At 35.0% G+C, this 14,425-nt stretch carries 14 protein-coding genes and 2 pseudogenes; 5 read left to right on the plus strand and 11 right to left on the minus strand.

Annotation, left to right across the window (positions count from 1 at the left end; genetic code table 11):
- Nucleotides 1–113: 113 nt before the first annotated feature.
- From JFU18_RS05345 to JFU18_RS30470, 3 genes and pseudogenes are all read left to right on the plus strand, one after another.
- Entirely contained in the window at nt 114–992 is an 879-nt protein-coding gene (locus JFU18_RS05345; protein ID WP_201033675.1) for a phosphotransferase, read from the plus strand.
- 23 nt (nt 993–1,015) lie between these two features.
- Nucleotides 1,016–1,882, plus strand: coding sequence for a GNAT family N-acetyltransferase (locus tag JFU18_RS05350; protein WP_085310661.1), 867 nt, complete (start codon nt 1,016–1,018; stop codon nt 1,880–1,882).
- Nucleotides 1,875–2,009: pseudogene (locus JFU18_RS30470) on the plus strand (class I SAM-dependent methyltransferase); the annotation flags it as partial. The gene JFU18_RS05350 and the pseudogene JFU18_RS30470, both read left to right, overlap by 8 nt.
- Before the next feature lie 10 nt (nt 2,010–2,019).
- Here the strand turns inward: JFU18_RS30470 and alr are convergent.
- The gene (gene alr / locus JFU18_RS05355) at nt 2,020–3,216 is read right to left on the minus strand and encodes an alanine racemase (protein ID WP_201033674.1); all 1,197 of its coding nucleotides are present in this window, start codon (nt 3,214–3,216) and stop codon (nt 2,020–2,022) included.
- Between the two features lie 171 nt (nt 3,217–3,387).
- Between alr and JFU18_RS05360 the strand changes: the two genes are divergently transcribed.
- A complete protein-coding gene (locus JFU18_RS05360) occupies nt 3,388–3,849 on the plus strand; it encodes a DinB family protein (protein WP_085310659.1) in 462 nt (153 codons plus the stop codon).
- Here JFU18_RS05360 and JFU18_RS05365 read toward each other — a convergent pair.
- The 7 genes and pseudogenes from JFU18_RS05365 to JFU18_RS05395 all read right to left on the minus strand — a co-directional run bounded on the left by JFU18_RS05365 (nt 3,818) and on the right by JFU18_RS05395 (nt 10,005).
- The gene (locus tag JFU18_RS05365) at nt 3,818–5,014 is read right to left on the minus strand and encodes an MFS transporter (RefSeq protein ID WP_201034585.1); all 1,197 of its coding nucleotides are present in this window, start codon (nt 5,012–5,014) and stop codon (nt 3,818–3,820) included. The two genes, JFU18_RS05360 and JFU18_RS05365, sit on opposite strands and share 32 nt — an antisense overlap.
- A gap of 204 nt (nt 5,015–5,218) precedes the next feature.
- Nucleotides 5,219–5,764: a MarR family winged helix-turn-helix transcriptional regulator gene (locus JFU18_RS05370; RefSeq protein ID WP_201033673.1), complete on the minus strand. Its 546-nt coding sequence runs from the start codon at nt 5,762–5,764 to the stop codon at nt 5,219–5,221.
- A 147-nt stretch (nt 5,765–5,911) separates the two neighbouring features.
- Nucleotides 5,912–6,627 (minus strand): annotated as a pseudogene (locus tag JFU18_RS05375) (Cof-type HAD-IIB family hydrolase).
- A 66-nt stretch (nt 6,628–6,693) separates the two neighbouring features.
- The gene (locus tag JFU18_RS05380) at nt 6,694–7,284 is read right to left on the minus strand and encodes a histidine phosphatase family protein (protein ID WP_137057353.1); all 591 of its coding nucleotides are present in this window, start codon (nt 7,282–7,284) and stop codon (nt 6,694–6,696) included.
- 90 nt (nt 7,285–7,374) lie between these two features.
- Nucleotides 7,375–8,529 (minus strand): stage II sporulation protein P, encoded by a 1,155-nt coding sequence (gene spoIIP, locus JFU18_RS05385; RefSeq protein ID WP_201033672.1) that lies wholly within the window; start codon nt 8,527–8,529, stop codon nt 7,375–7,377.
- Nucleotides 8,530–8,602: 73 nt separating this feature from the next.
- Complete coding sequence (locus tag JFU18_RS05390; RefSeq protein ID WP_002012471.1) at nt 8,603–9,574, minus strand: SPFH domain-containing protein; 972 nt, start codon at nt 9,572–9,574, stop codon at nt 8,603–8,605.
- Nucleotides 9,575–9,576: 2 nt separating this feature from the next.
- On the minus strand, nt 9,577–10,005 hold the full coding sequence (locus JFU18_RS05395) for an NfeD family protein (protein ID WP_002012470.1): 429 nt from the start codon (nt 10,003–10,005) through the stop codon (nt 9,577–9,579).
- Between the two features lie 275 nt (nt 10,006–10,280).
- On the opposite strand from JFU18_RS05395, the gene JFU18_RS05400 reads away from it, so the two are divergent.
- On the plus strand, nt 10,281–11,498 hold the full coding sequence (locus tag JFU18_RS05400; protein ID WP_201033041.1) for an MFS transporter: 1,218 nt from the start codon (nt 10,281–10,283) through the stop codon (nt 11,496–11,498).
- A 49-nt stretch (nt 11,499–11,547) separates the two neighbouring features.
- Here JFU18_RS05400 and JFU18_RS05405 read toward each other — a convergent pair whose 3' ends face one another.
- The 3 genes from JFU18_RS05405 to JFU18_RS05415 form a co-directional block, all read right to left on the minus strand.
- Nucleotides 11,548–13,023: an amidase family protein gene (locus tag JFU18_RS05405; protein ID WP_201033040.1), complete on the minus strand. Its 1,476-nt coding sequence runs from the start codon at nt 13,021–13,023 to the stop codon at nt 11,548–11,550.
- A gap of 187 nt (nt 13,024–13,210) precedes the next feature.
- Nucleotides 13,211–13,657 carry an NUDIX hydrolase gene (locus tag JFU18_RS05410; RefSeq protein WP_002065031.1) on the minus strand — a complete coding sequence of 149 codons (447 nt, stop codon included), beginning with the start codon at nt 13,655–13,657 and terminating at the stop codon, nt 13,211–13,213.
- 23 nt (nt 13,658–13,680) lie between these two features.
- Complete coding sequence (locus tag JFU18_RS05415) at nt 13,681–14,421, minus strand: M15 family metallopeptidase (RefSeq protein WP_085310619.1); 741 nt, start codon at nt 14,419–14,421, stop codon at nt 13,681–13,683.
- Nucleotides 14,422–14,425 lie beyond the last annotated feature (4 nt).

The following is a 14,425-nucleotide window of genomic DNA, read 5'->3' on the forward strand; positions in this document are numbered from 1 at the left end:
TGATTTCTCACCATAAATTTATTTAAGTTCTATGTTGTCCCCATCATTATCCACTTGGTACATATTCTGTTATATAATGAATTTATAGAATTTACAGAATAAGGAGTCCTTTCATGCTACAACAAATATTCAGTTCACCTATTTTATCTGTTCAAACTTTACACCCAGGTTATGAAGACCATGCAAGCGACGTGTTTCTTGTTAAAACAGAAGCTGAAGAAGTTATTGTTCGCTCTTCAAAAATGACTGAAGAGCCCAACAATGATTTTTGGTGGGGATGTAAAAATCTTTTTGGAATTGATCCAAGGCATGTACATCATTTAGAAACAATACACGCATTATTGAAAAAGCATACTACCTTACCCATCCCGACTATTTTGCAAAAACATGTTTTAAATGAGCGAGAGTATGTAATCGTCGAAAAACTAACCGGAAATACGCTGCAATCATTTTTCGGACAACCTGATTCTATTTTATTCAGCCTTGGAAAAGGACTAGCAGAAATTCATTCGTTTCAAGCAGAGTTTATAGGAAACCCATCAAATACTTTCCACATTCCATTAGAAGAATTTAAATCTCACATTTTAAAAGTAAGCAAGAACCTTGTAAATATGTTTTATTCCGATAATATGAGTATACATAACGCATTTCATACTTTTGAGTCACAGCTCTCTTCCTTGCCGTCACCGAAGGAATCTACACTCGTTTTAATTGATATGGATCCTACCCAGTTTTTATCAGATGGAGAATCTATTACTGGTTTAGTAGATACAGAAGCTTATGCAATTGCTCCACGAGAGTTTGATTTTATTGGATTAGAATATGTATTTACAGAAAAAGAGGCTCATGCTTTTAAACAAGGTTACGAAACCATTATGCCCATTCCTCGTCTTGAAGAATGTAGACATCCCTATCGATATTTGTACCGGTTATTATCTGTTCAGGGCAGTGTGGAGTTAGAAAAGTGGCTAAGTCATCCATCCTATTTTTAAATACGAATGAGAGGGATTATGAAATGAATATTGAACAAAAAAAATCTTTAACAGCAAACGAAATTCAGCAAATGAAAGATTTAGCACATATTTGCGGGCAACACGATCAAATTGATTACTCGTCAGAGTTACATGTCAACTTTTTAACTGCTCGTAATAAAGATGTGATAAATGATTTTCTATTTTATGATGATACTCAATTAATCGGTGCATTAAGTATGTATGACTTTGAAAGACCAACAAAACTGGAGTTAATAGGGTTTGTTCATCCGAACTATAGGAAACAACATATAGGCACTACTCTTTTACAAACCGCAATGAAAGAAATACAAAAAAGAGAGGCAGATGAAGCCCTTCTTATAATTAATGGTGACTCTATTTCAGGGAAATCATTTGCAAAACAAATGAACTTTCCTTATTTATACAGTGAATACGGTATGGAGTTCAAAACAAACGAAGCACAAAAAACAATGAAAAATAATATTAATCTTACTGTTGCATCTTCTGAATTACTTCCTGATCTTATAGAAATCGCTAGTGAAGCTTTTGGAGATTCGGCAGCAAATACATCCACATGGTTACAAAAGATGATGGATTCATCTTCCCATCAAGTTTACAGTGCTCTTATCGATGAAAAAGTGATAGGAACGATTACAGTTACTGAGCAAGAGCAATCTACTACACTATCAGGATTCGCCGTTCATCCTTCTTATCAAGGTAAAGGATATGGTAAAGATATTCTTAGTTATATGGTACATACACTTATTACAGAAGGAGTTTCAACAATTGAATTAGACGTCGAAACGAAAAATAACAATGCTTTAAAACTATATACACAATGTGGTTTTGAAATTATGACAAAGTATGATTATTATAGATTGTTGGAATAGGAGTGACTTTTCTATCGAGGAAGCATGTTATTTTAGAGACGAAATTATTACCTCTTTAAAATCTGTAGGATGTAACAATATACAACTACACGGTATAAATAGAACATTTTTCATTTGTCAAAAATAAAAAAACTGAATCATATCGATTCAGTTTTTTCTTGTTTTTTTCTTAATATATTTACAACCGCAGTCGTTTCATCATTTTTTTTATAAACACGTGGAATTCTTCTATCCAACATGCATGTAACTTCATAATTAATTGTACCTAACATATCTGCTATTTCTTCCACCGCAATCTCTTCTTCACCTTGTTTGCCGTAGAATACAACTTCGTCTCCTACTTGTACTGGCATTGCATTTGTAACATCTAGCATAAGCTGATCCATACAAACACGGCCAATTACAGGTACTCGTACTCCGTTTATTAGTGCCTGCCCTTTATTAGATAGCTGACGATTATAACCATCAGCATAACCAATCGGTACAGTTGCAATCCATTCTTCGCCCGTTGTTACATAAGTATTCCCATAGCTAACACCACGATTTTTCTTCGCATGTTTAACATGAGCTACTTTTGATTTTAAAGACAACGCTGGCTGTAAGGAAGCAACTGTATGATCCACTTCTCTTGAAGGATACATACCGTAAATTCCAATACCGACACGAACCATATTTTGAAATGTGTTACTAAGTTCCATTGATCCTGCACTGTTTGAACTATGAATATATGGAAAATGAATCCCTAATTCTTCCGCTGTATTTACAGCTTTCTCAAACAAACTTGTTTGCATATTTGTATAAGTTTTATCTATTTCATCAGCGGTAGAGTAATGTGTAAACATCCCTACTACTTCTACATATCGCATACGTTTTAACTCTTCAAAAAACGGTTTAACTTCTTCTTCCTGTAAACCAATACGGCTCATTCCTGTATCAATTTTCACATGAATTCGCACTTTCTTTTGAAGATGGTTTGCAACTTCATCTATACCTTGTAAATCTTCTACTCTATAAACAGTCATCATAACGTCATATTGAATTACATCTTCTACAGCTGCTACTGGTGTATATCCTAAAATTAAAATAGGTACAGTGATTCCAGCTTCTCTTAATTCAATTGCTTCATCTACAAATGCAACTGCAAGTTGGTTTATTCCTGCTTCAATAGCCGATTTCGCAACTTCAACTGCCCCATGACCATACCCATTCGCTTTTACAGCAGCCATCATTGCAATATTTTCATCATTCACACGTTTTTTAAATTCTTTTACATTATGTTTTACCGCATTTAAGTCAACTTCAACAATTGTATCTCTTCCATATTTCAAGCTCATTGGTCTAACTCCTAACTCAATAATTACATTCCATTCTATTTCACGTTTCATATGACCTTTTACAATATAATACTTTTCACTATGCTAGTCAAACTACTAGAATTTTCGGAATTTTGAGTATGATATAATACCCTTAAGAAACTATTATATACGGAGGTGAGAATAATTACAATGTTTGTTCCATCTGCATTGAATCAAGTTAAAATTGCTATCGATACTTCCATTCAAATACTGAACCAATACACTGAAAGTGATTTGAAAATAAAGCCGATTGAATCAAAGCGGTCATTATTTGAAATGTGCACACATCTTTCCCTTATTTTCCATGCTGATTTACTCATATTAAATGGTATTACGGAAAAAGACTTACATACCTTTTATATAGAACAAACACCAGAAACAATTACTCAAATAGAGCAAACGATGATACAAGGGTACGATTTACTTTCTAAAACTTTTTTATCCTATTCCAATGAAGAATTAGCGGAAATTATGACTGCTTATTGGGGTATTTCTTACTCTCGATTCGAATGGTTGCTTGAAATCGTTGCACATTTTTATCATCATCGCGGGCAAATTCATATTTTATTATGTGAGCATATTAAAGATCCTTGCATTCCCTTATTCGAATAAAAAGAGTGAAAACAAAACCAATAAAGAGTATCAATCCTAATAAAACAAACGTCTGAGCATAGTCTCCTATTTTCATAAGATAAATAGAAATAATAGGTCCTATACTAGTTCCTAAAAATAAAATAAATGTATAAATAGAAACTGCTATTCCCCTTGCTTCCCCTCCTAATTGGCCAACAAGAGAAACTAACGATGGAACGGATATAGCAATACCTATTACAAAACAGATGCTCATCATTACAAGTAGCGGCAGGTTCGAAATAAAGCCCATTGAACTTAAACTAAAAATAGCGACCAACAATCCGCCCTGAAGAACTTGCCTTACTCCGAATCTCTTTGTTAAACGACCCGCAAGTGGTGACAGCAACATACCAAATAGCCCCGCTAAGCGAAAATAAAGAATTTGTTCTGGAGTTAAATTGTAAGTAGGACTGCTCAAATAATCCCCTAAAACAGTATACATGTTAACAAAAGCCATTAATAAAACAAATGCAATCATATAGCTCAATACTAAGCTTTTATGTGTAAAAACTTTACCCATCTGTTTAATTGGTCCCAAAATATCAGTATTGGATTGAGACGTTTCCCCTTTCGGAAGAGAATAATGAACCAATACAGCAGTAATGATATAGACGATACTAAGAAGAAAGAACACCATATGCCATCCAAAATGCTGACTAACAGCTGTACTTATTACTTGCCCTGCAATTCCAGCTACTAAAAAACCGGTACTAACAAACCCTATTGTTGTAACCTTTTTTTCTAATGGAAACATTTCTACAACGTAAGCTAACGCTACTGGAGAAAATGTAGCTGCTGCTATCCCCTGTAACCCTCGAAGAATAACAAGCCAAAATAAACTATCCACAATCCCTAAGAAAAAAGAAACAATCGACAGTGCAAGCAGTCCAATAAAGATCACTTTTTTTCTCCCATATTTATTAGAGATTGCCCCAAATAACAAACAACCTATAGCAAAGCCAACAGAAAATATACTGCCTGTAGCCGCAGATTGTGCTAATGAAACCTTAAAAAGGTCTGAAAATAGAGCGGTTAAAGGAATCGTCACATATAGGCTGGACATAACTACCATGCCTGCCCAACATAACACCGCTGTCATTATTGTGTAATTCCTTTCACTATTTACTTCTTTTGATATTTCCATCATAAAATCTCCCCCTTACAATGATTTTCCCCATCGGTTTAAAACATCTAAAGTAAACTACTCAAAACGACATTCCTTTAACACTTACTTAATTTGTTTACGTTAAAAGACATATCACCACCCCTCATCAAATTAGCCAGACATATAATAAGGTAACCTAATTATATGTCTAAATAAAAAAGTTGACTCACACAATCAACTTCTTTATCTGCCTTCTCCTAATTTCTTCTGCATAGTTACTTGCATTTTATTTAATAGCTTCTCTAAAGTTTGACGCTCTTCTTGACTAAAGTCATCAACTAACGACGCGCAAGATGACCAAAAAGTCGGTAAAGAATGCGCAACTAGTTCTTTTCCTTTCGGAGTAATTTTCACCTTTAATCTTCTTCGATCTTCAGAATGATTGAATCTTACGATTAACTCTCGTTTCTCCATCCAATCTAATAAGCCAGTGACAGAAGCACGTGTAATCCCTAATCGGCTCGCAATATCCGAAGGACTCATGTTCACTTCTCCTCCATTCGATTCCATTTCACGCAAAATAAACAACAGTAAAAAATCTAATTTACTTTCTGAAATACCAAGCGGAGCTAAATCTACGTCAACTGCATCTAGAACATTATCAGACGTCCATAACATTAACAAACCAAGTTTTGCTGCGATTGGATCCGTATCCGCTGATGCTGTCTTTTTTATTAACTCTGCATAAGGCTCAATCCCTAAAGGAAGAGCATCTTTTTTTGAATCCATTCATTTTCACTCTCCTTCCTTTCATTTAATTAGCTTACCTAACTACTTTTTATTATACTCATTTTCTTCCTTCTATTGCAAGAATATTGTTAGACAAAAAAATCCTGTTTTTAAAACAGGATTTTTCACACTGACTAACTAATATTTCTAAATAATCCCAAACTCTTTTAAAGCAAAAGAAATGCCACCTTCACTTGATTTCTTTGTAACGAAATCTGCTCTTGTTTTTAACTCTTCTCCACCATTCCCCATCGCAATTCCTAGTCCTACATACTGTAACATCTCAACATCATTTCCACCGTCACCAAAAGCAATTGCTTCTGATTTACAAATTTTCAGATGTTCCAATACCTTTTGCATTGCAGTTAGCTTCGATACTTTACTATCTTCCAACACATTCATAACGTAACCATGAAAACGTTCAAACGTAAGTGCTGGATATCTTTCAAAGAATTTTTGAGCTTCTGTTTCATCAGCATACAGACATAAACAATAGACTTCTTCTGACAAATCCCTGCTTTTTTCAGGATACCTTCCTAAATTTAATGTCTCGTTAAGCGCTTGAATTACACGTTCATTATCCGAGGCAATACCGTTCATTGCAAATTCTTCTGTAAAATAAGAAACACTATACCATGTAATTCAGCGAAATTTGAAATATCATGAACAATTTCACTTGAAAGTACCGATTTATGTATAACTTCTTCCCTACATTTTATACGTGCACCATTTGCAGAAATAAACGTGTTTATGCCCAGCTCTTTAAATTGTGAACATAAGCTATATGGTCTCCCGGTTGTCACAACTACGTGAATCCCTTTATCTATTAACCTTTGTATCGCTTCTCTTGTACTTTCGTGCATACTTCTATCAATCTCACTTAAAAGGGTACCATCAACATCGAAAAATACAACTTTGGACACATCCTCTTACATTCCCTCTAAATGATTTGTATCATTTATAAAATGAATAGTTTTCTGTTTATCCGTAAGTTCAATCAAACTAATTCCCGTATCTCCCATTTTAAAATAATAGTCCATGCTAATTGGCATTTGGAAAAACGATCGTAAAATACTATTTATTACACCACCGTGTGCAACAATTGCAATTCGGTCATATGTATTCTCTGTCACGATTTTAGAAAAAATTCCTTCTATTCTCATTCTAAATTCAATAAATGATTCCCCGTTTTCAAAACGATCATGAAGAAATTTTGGCTCTGGATATTTTTTCGCTTCTTCAAATGATAACCCTGCTTGTACCCCATTATTAAACTCCATTAATTCTTCTTCTAGTTGAATTGGGCACCCAATTCCTCCTGCTAATGTTTCACCAGTTTCGCGGGCACGTTTTAATGTGCTTGCCCAAATGAAATCTGGCGGGAAATCTGCTTTCACTTTCTGTACAAGTCTTTGTACTTGCTGTCTTCCCTTTTCTGTTAATTCAAAGTCAGCTCGACCTTCATGTACATTTAAAATATCCGCTTCTGATTCACCGTGGCGTATTAGTAGTATTTGCATATTTCCCCTACTTCCTCATTTAATATTCACAAGATTCCATTATATCACATTCTTACCTTTCCATAACAAAAAGGAACGGTTTCCCGTTCCTCACCCATTCACTTTCTCCGCATTGTTCCAATAATATTTACTAAACGCTTCCGTCAACACATCAATTGTGTTATATAATTCATCTAATGTATTATCAACACCACCAACTTCAATTAACATCGCATTTTTAGATAAATCTTGATTATAAACGCCATTTCCATCTTTTTTATACTTTGGAAAGATTCCTCTGCTTAATCCGTAATAGTTTTCATCTAAATAACTATTGATTGCTCTTGCAATTTTTTCATTTTCAGCACGCCCTTCATTTTCCATCCCAATTATAAAATATAATTTTGCATACGATTTCCCGTTAATTACTTTTGTTGTTACCTTCTTCCGCTGATCATCACGGTGTATATCAATCGGAAACGCAATTTTATTATTTTGTGCTAATGTTTCTTTTACATATTCATGAGACGCTTTATATGATTGCGGCCATTTCCATTTTTTACTCGCTAATAAATCCCCCATATTCGTTTTATCATGAACTACCGGAATTCCTTGTCCTTCAAGTTGTTCTTTCATACGTTTCCCTAGTAAGGACACATTTACATCTGGACTTGATGGATCGGTAGCCCCTGGTAATAACGGAAAGAAAGATTCCCAGCTATGTGTATGATAAATATATACTGCACTTTCACCTTTTTTCGCTCCGTTCTTTTTCTGAACCGGATTATTCTTTTCAGCTTCTGTAACTTTATCTTTTGCTACTTCTCGCTCTTTCGTTACTTCTTCAATCGGTACACTAGATTCATTTGGGATATTCGTAAAGTTTGTCCCTTCCCCAGCTACGATAATGTTAGAGTAATACTTTGACATACCAGGCACTTCTTTACCGACAAACGTTCTTAAATCTTTAATTTTCAAATCCGTCGCAATCGAGAACATTAAATTTCCAAATGACTCCCTTTTATTCTGCTTAAAATAATCAAATCCGTAATAGCGATTCTCACTTTCTATCATTTGAACAAAACCTTGCATCGATACTTTTCCAAACCATTGATTCACGTAATTCGATTTCATTGTATGTAAAAGCGACGTCAAAATCGACGCAATAATAATTATGACTAGTGCATATAGAAAGAGTAACGAGATTAGTTTCTTCCCATGTATACGGGTTGCATACTTTTTCAATGTATCACCTTCTTTATACATGGATATGTACAAGCTTTTCGTAATATACGCAAAAAAAAAAAGAGAAATGGCATCCCATTTCTCTTTCTCACTCTTATTGTTCTTTTTCTGTATCTGACGAAGGTAATTTCTTCGTTTGTTTCTCTTTAAAGATTTCCCCAATTGCCCCAAGAGTACCGAGTGTTTCAATTGCATTAGATGGAATAAACACTTTATTTGCTGGGCCTTTTGCAACCTCAATCAATGATTCAAATGATTTATAAGCAAGTACGCGCTCATCTAAATCTGCTGCGCGAAGTAATTCAATTCGGTTTTGTTCTGCTTTTGCGATTTCCTCAATCGCTCTCGCTTCCCCTTGCGCTTCTAATTCTTTCGCTTCTCGTATACCTTCCGCTTCACGAATACGCGCTTCTTTATCCCCTTCAGCCATTAAAATTTTACTTTGTTTTTCCCCTTCAGCACGAAGGACTTTATCTTGTTTCGCTGCTTCAGCTTCTAAAATGATCGCACGTTTATTACGTTCTGCTTTCATTTGTTTTTCCATTGATACTTGCACATCTTTTGGTGGATTAATATCGACTATTTCGACACGCTCAATACGAACGCCCCATTTTTCTGTCGCTTCATCAAGTGCTAAACGAATTTCTGTTGAAATTTTTTCACGACCTGATAATGTTTCATCAAGCTCCATTTTACCAATAATTTGACGCATTGTTGCAGATGTAATATTACGAACACCATATTCATAGTTTGAAATACCATATGTCGCAAGCTCTGGTTCAACAATTTGATAGAAAATAATTGTATCAATTTCTACTTGTACATTATCTTTCGTTATTACCTTTTGTGGTGGTACATTCGTTTGTTGAATACGTAAATCGTGATATACACGAACGCGGTCTACAATTGGGATTAGAATATTTAATCCTGGGTGCATAATCCGTTGAAATTTACCAAACCTTTCAACGACCCCAACTTTTTGCTGAGAAATAATTTTAATTGTCAATGCAATAAATACAACGACAATCAATGCGAAAATAATCGTTAACGTTAATGCTACTGCCATATTTATTCACTCTCCTTTTTCACTTGTAAAATAGTACTATGCCTCTGTATAACAACGACTTTTTCTCCAGCATCAATAGGAGTATCCGAAATAGCTGTCCAAGTATCTCCATCCACTTTCACAATACCGTTCACTTCACTTGTAATCGTTTGCATAACAATTCCCTTTTTACCAACAAGTTTATCTACTGTATCAGTAAAACCTTTTGCTTCTCGAAAGTTTTTGGAAATTCTTTTCGTAAAGAAAGTCAATGTTAAACTTACAATCGCCCCAACAACGACTTGTAAAAATAGTGCATCAGGAGCAAACAAAGCAATAAGACCTCCGACAACAGCTCCAATTCCAAGCCAAAGCATGTAAAACGTAATCGACAACATTTCTGCAATAAATAAAATACCCGCTATTATAAACCAAATCACCCATCCAGCCATATGCAACCCTCACTTTCTTTCTCATTTTCTATATGTATATGAAGAAAAGAATGGTTTATCCGCCCTTTCTCATAGAGGGGGCGTTTGCTACAAGCTATTATATGTATTCGCTGTTACAACAAGCATTAATATAATGCTATATTAATATATTCTTCATTATACACGAAAACCCCTTTCAAAAAATGACAAAAAATTTAATTCTTTCAAAAATATAAATTACAGATTATAATAATTAAAATTAAAAAGCAGTATTGATTTGAAAGGTGGTATTCTTATTGCCTAAACGTTCACTAACTTACTATTTGGGCTCCAAAATATGCATTACTCTCGCTGACATTGTATACATAATGATTATTACAACTCACATCTATATCACAACTAGATCAGCTACAATTACTGCTCTTTTTCCATTATTACAAGTTATCACAAATCTTATCGCGAACACCTCTGCACCACTTATAATGAATCGGTTTCCATCTTATTCATTGCTATATACTCTACAATGGATTAAAACAGCTCTTTTAATATTGTTAATGATATTATTTCCTATACTATCAACAAACATTTCTGCTCTTTTAACTTTTGTTATTTTCATTTCATTATGTAGTGGCTGGAGCGCTCCTCTACTATACGCCGTTATCCCGCGCTTAACACCACAAGAAAAATTAGTAAAAGTAAATAGTGCCTTTTCCTTTTCAACACAAATTATACAAGCCGCTGCATACTCATTTACAAGCATAATTGTTCTTCTCATTGGCGTTACTTCGACACTCATGATTAATAACATATTGATGATTTTCGGATGTATTACATTACACCTTTCATTACAATCTATACAAGCTGAACGAGTAGCAGAACCCACTTCTTCGAAAACTACTGCATTATTAGAAGGATGGAAACTGTTATTTCAACACCCGTCTCTGCGCATCGTTACAATTATGGACTTAATTGAAACTTTCGCAGGGACGATATGGATCGGTGCTATTACGATGGCATATGTAACGACTGTTCTTCATAAAGGCGAAGATTGGTGGGGATATATTAACACAAGTTATTACGTCGGCACATTAATTGGCGGGATATTAGCGTGGAAAATGAGTACATATATTCAAAAAAATTTAATACGCTCCATGGCGATAGGCTCTCTTATGTTTAGTATTCTTACATTTTTATATGGTATGACAAGTAGCGGATTTATTGCTCTATTTCTTTGTGTTCTAATGGGGCCATGTTATCAAATTAGAGATATTTCTCAAACGACGGTTTTACAATCAAGCGTCACTCCTTCTTTATTATCGAAGATGTATACAGCTCATGGTGCACTTCTCTCGACAGCTTCTGGTCTTTCTATGCTTAGCGTTGGAATTATTACTGATATGTTCGGCGTTCGTACTATTTATATTATCGCCGCTTTTCTTATTTTATGTTCTGCTTGTTTATCCTTTAACTTATTAAAATATCAGAAGACGGAGCAGAAAGATATTTCACTTTAATCATTAAAACAAAAAGGACAGGAATTCCTGTCCTTTTTGTTTATTCTATTCATGACAAGTTGGGAATCTTCCTATGTTTTGTCGCTTGTTCAAAAGCATATGCTAGTTTAATTAATGCTCCTTCACTAAAAGCAGCACTTGCAAGAGTAATTCCAAAAGGCCTCCCATTATCCATATATCCCGCAGGCATTGCTATAGACGGATAACCTGCTTTCGCACATATAGTAGATCCTATATAAGAAGGGAACAGTATCGCATCCAGATTATATTTTTCCAACGCAAAATCAATACCTTGTTTTTGCGAAAAATATATATCTTCTAATCTTGCGTTTGAATATTCTGGATTTCTTAACGTATTAGGAAAATCTTTTCTTCTTTCTAACTTAGTTTGTCCATATTTCAAAGCTCTTTCTGCTATGTTTTTATTAAACTCCATTAACTCCGAAATAGAATGTACTGGAATAGTAGAAGGTAATTTAGAAAGATAGTTATCCAGGCTGTGCTTCAGCTCATAAAGTGGAACTCCCCAACTCCATTCCCTATGAAAAGACGGAATATCAATATCTTCTACTACTGTCGCTCCCTCACTACGTAATACTTGGATCGTTTCCTCAAACAATTTTTCATCGTACTCACCATTTTCGTAATAATCTTTTGGAGCATTGCTATAAACACCAATCTTCGCTCCCTTTAAACTATTAGCATCAAGATAAGATGTATAATCTTGATATGCCATGCCTTCACTTTTATGAGTAGCTACATCTTTTTCATCCACCCCAGTTAGACTCCCTAGTAAAATAGCAGCATCTGTTACCGTTCTAGCAAACGGACCGGCTGTATCTTGAGAATATGTGAACGGAATAATTCCTCTACGGCTAATTAAACCAACTGTCGGTTTAATACCTACTACAGAGTTTTGAACAGCTGGACTTAAAATAGAAGCATCTGTCTCTGTTCCAACGGATAATACAGTAAAGTTAGCAGCAACTGCAACGGCAGATCCTGTACTCGATCCACCAACAAACATATCATCCTTTCCTGTACCGTAAGGATTAATCGTTTGACCACCTCTAGCGCTATATCCAGCCCACATTTCAAAAGACATTGCATTTGCTAACTCTGTCATATTTGCTTTTCCTATTATCACCGCTCCTGCTTCTCGCAGTTTTTTTACGAGAAATGCATCTTCACTACTTATATTTTGTTCCAGGGCAATCGTACCTGCACTTGTATGCATTGAGTCATTCGTTTCAATATTATCCTTAAGTAAAATAGGTATACCATGTAATAGGCCTCTTACACCTTTTGTCTTTCTTTCATGATCTAGCGCTTCTGCAATAAAGATAGCATCCGGATTGATTTCTAAAATAGAATTGATTTTCGGTCCATCTTGGTCATACTTTGCGATTCTATGAAGATAATACATGACTAGTTCTTTTGAAGTTAACTTCCCAGCTTCCATTTCCTTTTGAATATCATGAATTGTTAATTCTTTTTGCAGTAGTGTATTGAACTGAATTTCCATTTTCATTCTCCTTTTATAAGCCCTTATATATATGACGTATGTCTATTACTTTTTCATTTTCTCCGCTCCTCGTATTAACAACTACTATCCCTATACAGGAATTCAACTCACCAGTTTAAAAACCTTTAATTTCCAGAGAAATAAAAAGAGTCTGAAACGAATATAATATCGCCTCAGACCCTTTTTATTATTTCACATATACCTCTTCTAACAAATGTAAAAACTCGCCTTGTTTACCTGCTAATTCAGGGCATTTGTTAATATCAACCCACTCATAATAAAATACTAAACCTTTGTCTTCCTCACCAGCACTTACTATATGTTCCCACGTATCTTTCACATCTGTTAATAATGAAATGTGGAAAAAATGACGTTTTTGATATTCCTTTTTTTCTTTCATATAAATAATGTAATCAGAAAGGAAGCGCTCGATACAAAAATGGCGTAGTCCTGACTCTTCTTGTACTTCACGTAAAATTGCTGCCTCTAACGTTTCGCCTTCATCTACTGTCCCACCTGGCACTTGGATACCAGCCTCTCGTATATCACGATGTTTAAAAACGAGTAGTTGCATAACCCCTTCTTTTTCTCTCGTAATATATGCATGTACCTTTTTCTTATATAACATCGTCATCTTAGCCCTCTCCCCTCAATTCATTACTGCGTTACTTCTTCAATCGTCAGTTGGTTTTCATATAAATATGTAGCTTGCGGATTCCCAACATACCGTACATGCCACGGTTCATAACGATAACCGGTAATCCCTTCTTTCTCTTTCGTATATCTAATAACAAAACCAAACTTATGGGCATTTTCAGAAAGCCACTTTCCTTCTTTCGTCTCCCCAAAAACAGTTTCTAGCTGAAATTTAGCAGATTGAGATGTAATATCCATAGCTAGTCCTGTTTGATGTTCACTCGTACCAGGGACTGCACTAGACATCGCTGTCTTTGCTTCTCCATCTTGTCTTTTATACATTGTATTTAATGCTTTTTGTCGATCAAAAGATCTAAATCCAGAGACTGCAAAAAGGAAAATCCGCTCATTATTGGCTTGCTGAAACATTTCCTCAAGTGCCAACGCTGCCTCTTTCCTCATCTTTTTCTTCTCTTGATCACCTTCACTAGAGTAACGTACTTTCGGAACAACTAAATCTGGCGGTCTATACCCATCTGGTAAACGCCTATTTTTATTCACAAGTACAAGCATCGAACTTGGATTACTAATGACTGCGATATCCCCATCCATATTAGCAATCGTTTCTTTAGCTTTCGGAAATATATTGTTTACATTTACTTCCTTCGCCTCTTGCTCCTTGTACATCTTATAATTTATTCCTGCTACTCCAATGATCAGTATCATTGCTACGATACCAAGTAGTACCCATCTTTTTTTCATATAA

It is taken from the genome of Bacillus sp. TH22, assembly GCF_016651015.1.
GTDB lineage: Bacteria > Bacillota > Bacilli > Bacillales > Bacillaceae_G > Bacillus_A > Bacillus_A mycoides.

Coding starts and splice junctions, on each gene's coding strand:
- JFU18_RS05345 (WP_201033675.1), top strand. CDS start 114: ATGCTACAACAAATATTCAGTTCACCTATTTTATCTGTTCAAACTTTA.
- JFU18_RS05350 (WP_085310661.1), top strand. CDS start 1,016: ATGAATATTGAACAAAAAAAATCTTTAACAGCAAACGAAATTCAGCAA.
- alr (WP_201033674.1), bottom strand. CDS start 3,216: ATGAGCTTGAAATATGGAAGAGATACAATTGTTGAAGTTGACTTAAAT.
- JFU18_RS05360 (WP_085310659.1), top strand. CDS start 3,388: ATGTTTGTTCCATCTGCATTGAATCAAGTTAAAATTGCTATCGATACT.
- JFU18_RS05365 (WP_201034585.1), bottom strand. CDS start 5,014: ATGGAAATATCAAAAGAAGTAAATAGTGAAAGGAATTACACAATAATG.
- JFU18_RS05370 (WP_201033673.1), bottom strand. CDS start 5,764: ATGGATTCAAAAAAAGATGCTCTTCCTTTAGGGATTGAGCCTTATGCA.
- JFU18_RS05380 (WP_137057353.1), bottom strand. CDS start 7,284: ATGCAAATACTACTAATACGCCACGGTGAATCAGAAGCGGATATTTTA.
- spoIIP (WP_201033672.1), bottom strand. CDS start 8,529: ATGTATAAAGAAGGTGATACATTGAAAAAGTATGCAACCCGTATACAT.
- JFU18_RS05390 (WP_002012471.1), bottom strand. CDS start 9,574: ATGGCAGTAGCATTAACGTTAACGATTATTTTCGCATTGATTGTCGTT.
- JFU18_RS05395 (WP_002012470.1), bottom strand. CDS start 10,005: ATGGCTGGATGGGTGATTTGGTTTATAATAGCGGGTATTTTATTTATT.
- JFU18_RS05405 (WP_201033040.1), bottom strand. CDS start 13,023: ATGGAAATTCAGTTCAATACACTACTGCAAAAAGAATTAACAATTCAT.
- JFU18_RS05410 (WP_002065031.1), bottom strand. CDS start 13,657: ATGACGATGTTATATAAGAAAAAGGTACATGCATATATTACGAGAGAA.
- JFU18_RS05415 (WP_085310619.1), bottom strand. CDS start 14,421: ATGAAAAAAAGATGGGTACTACTTGGTATCGTAGCAATGATACTGATC.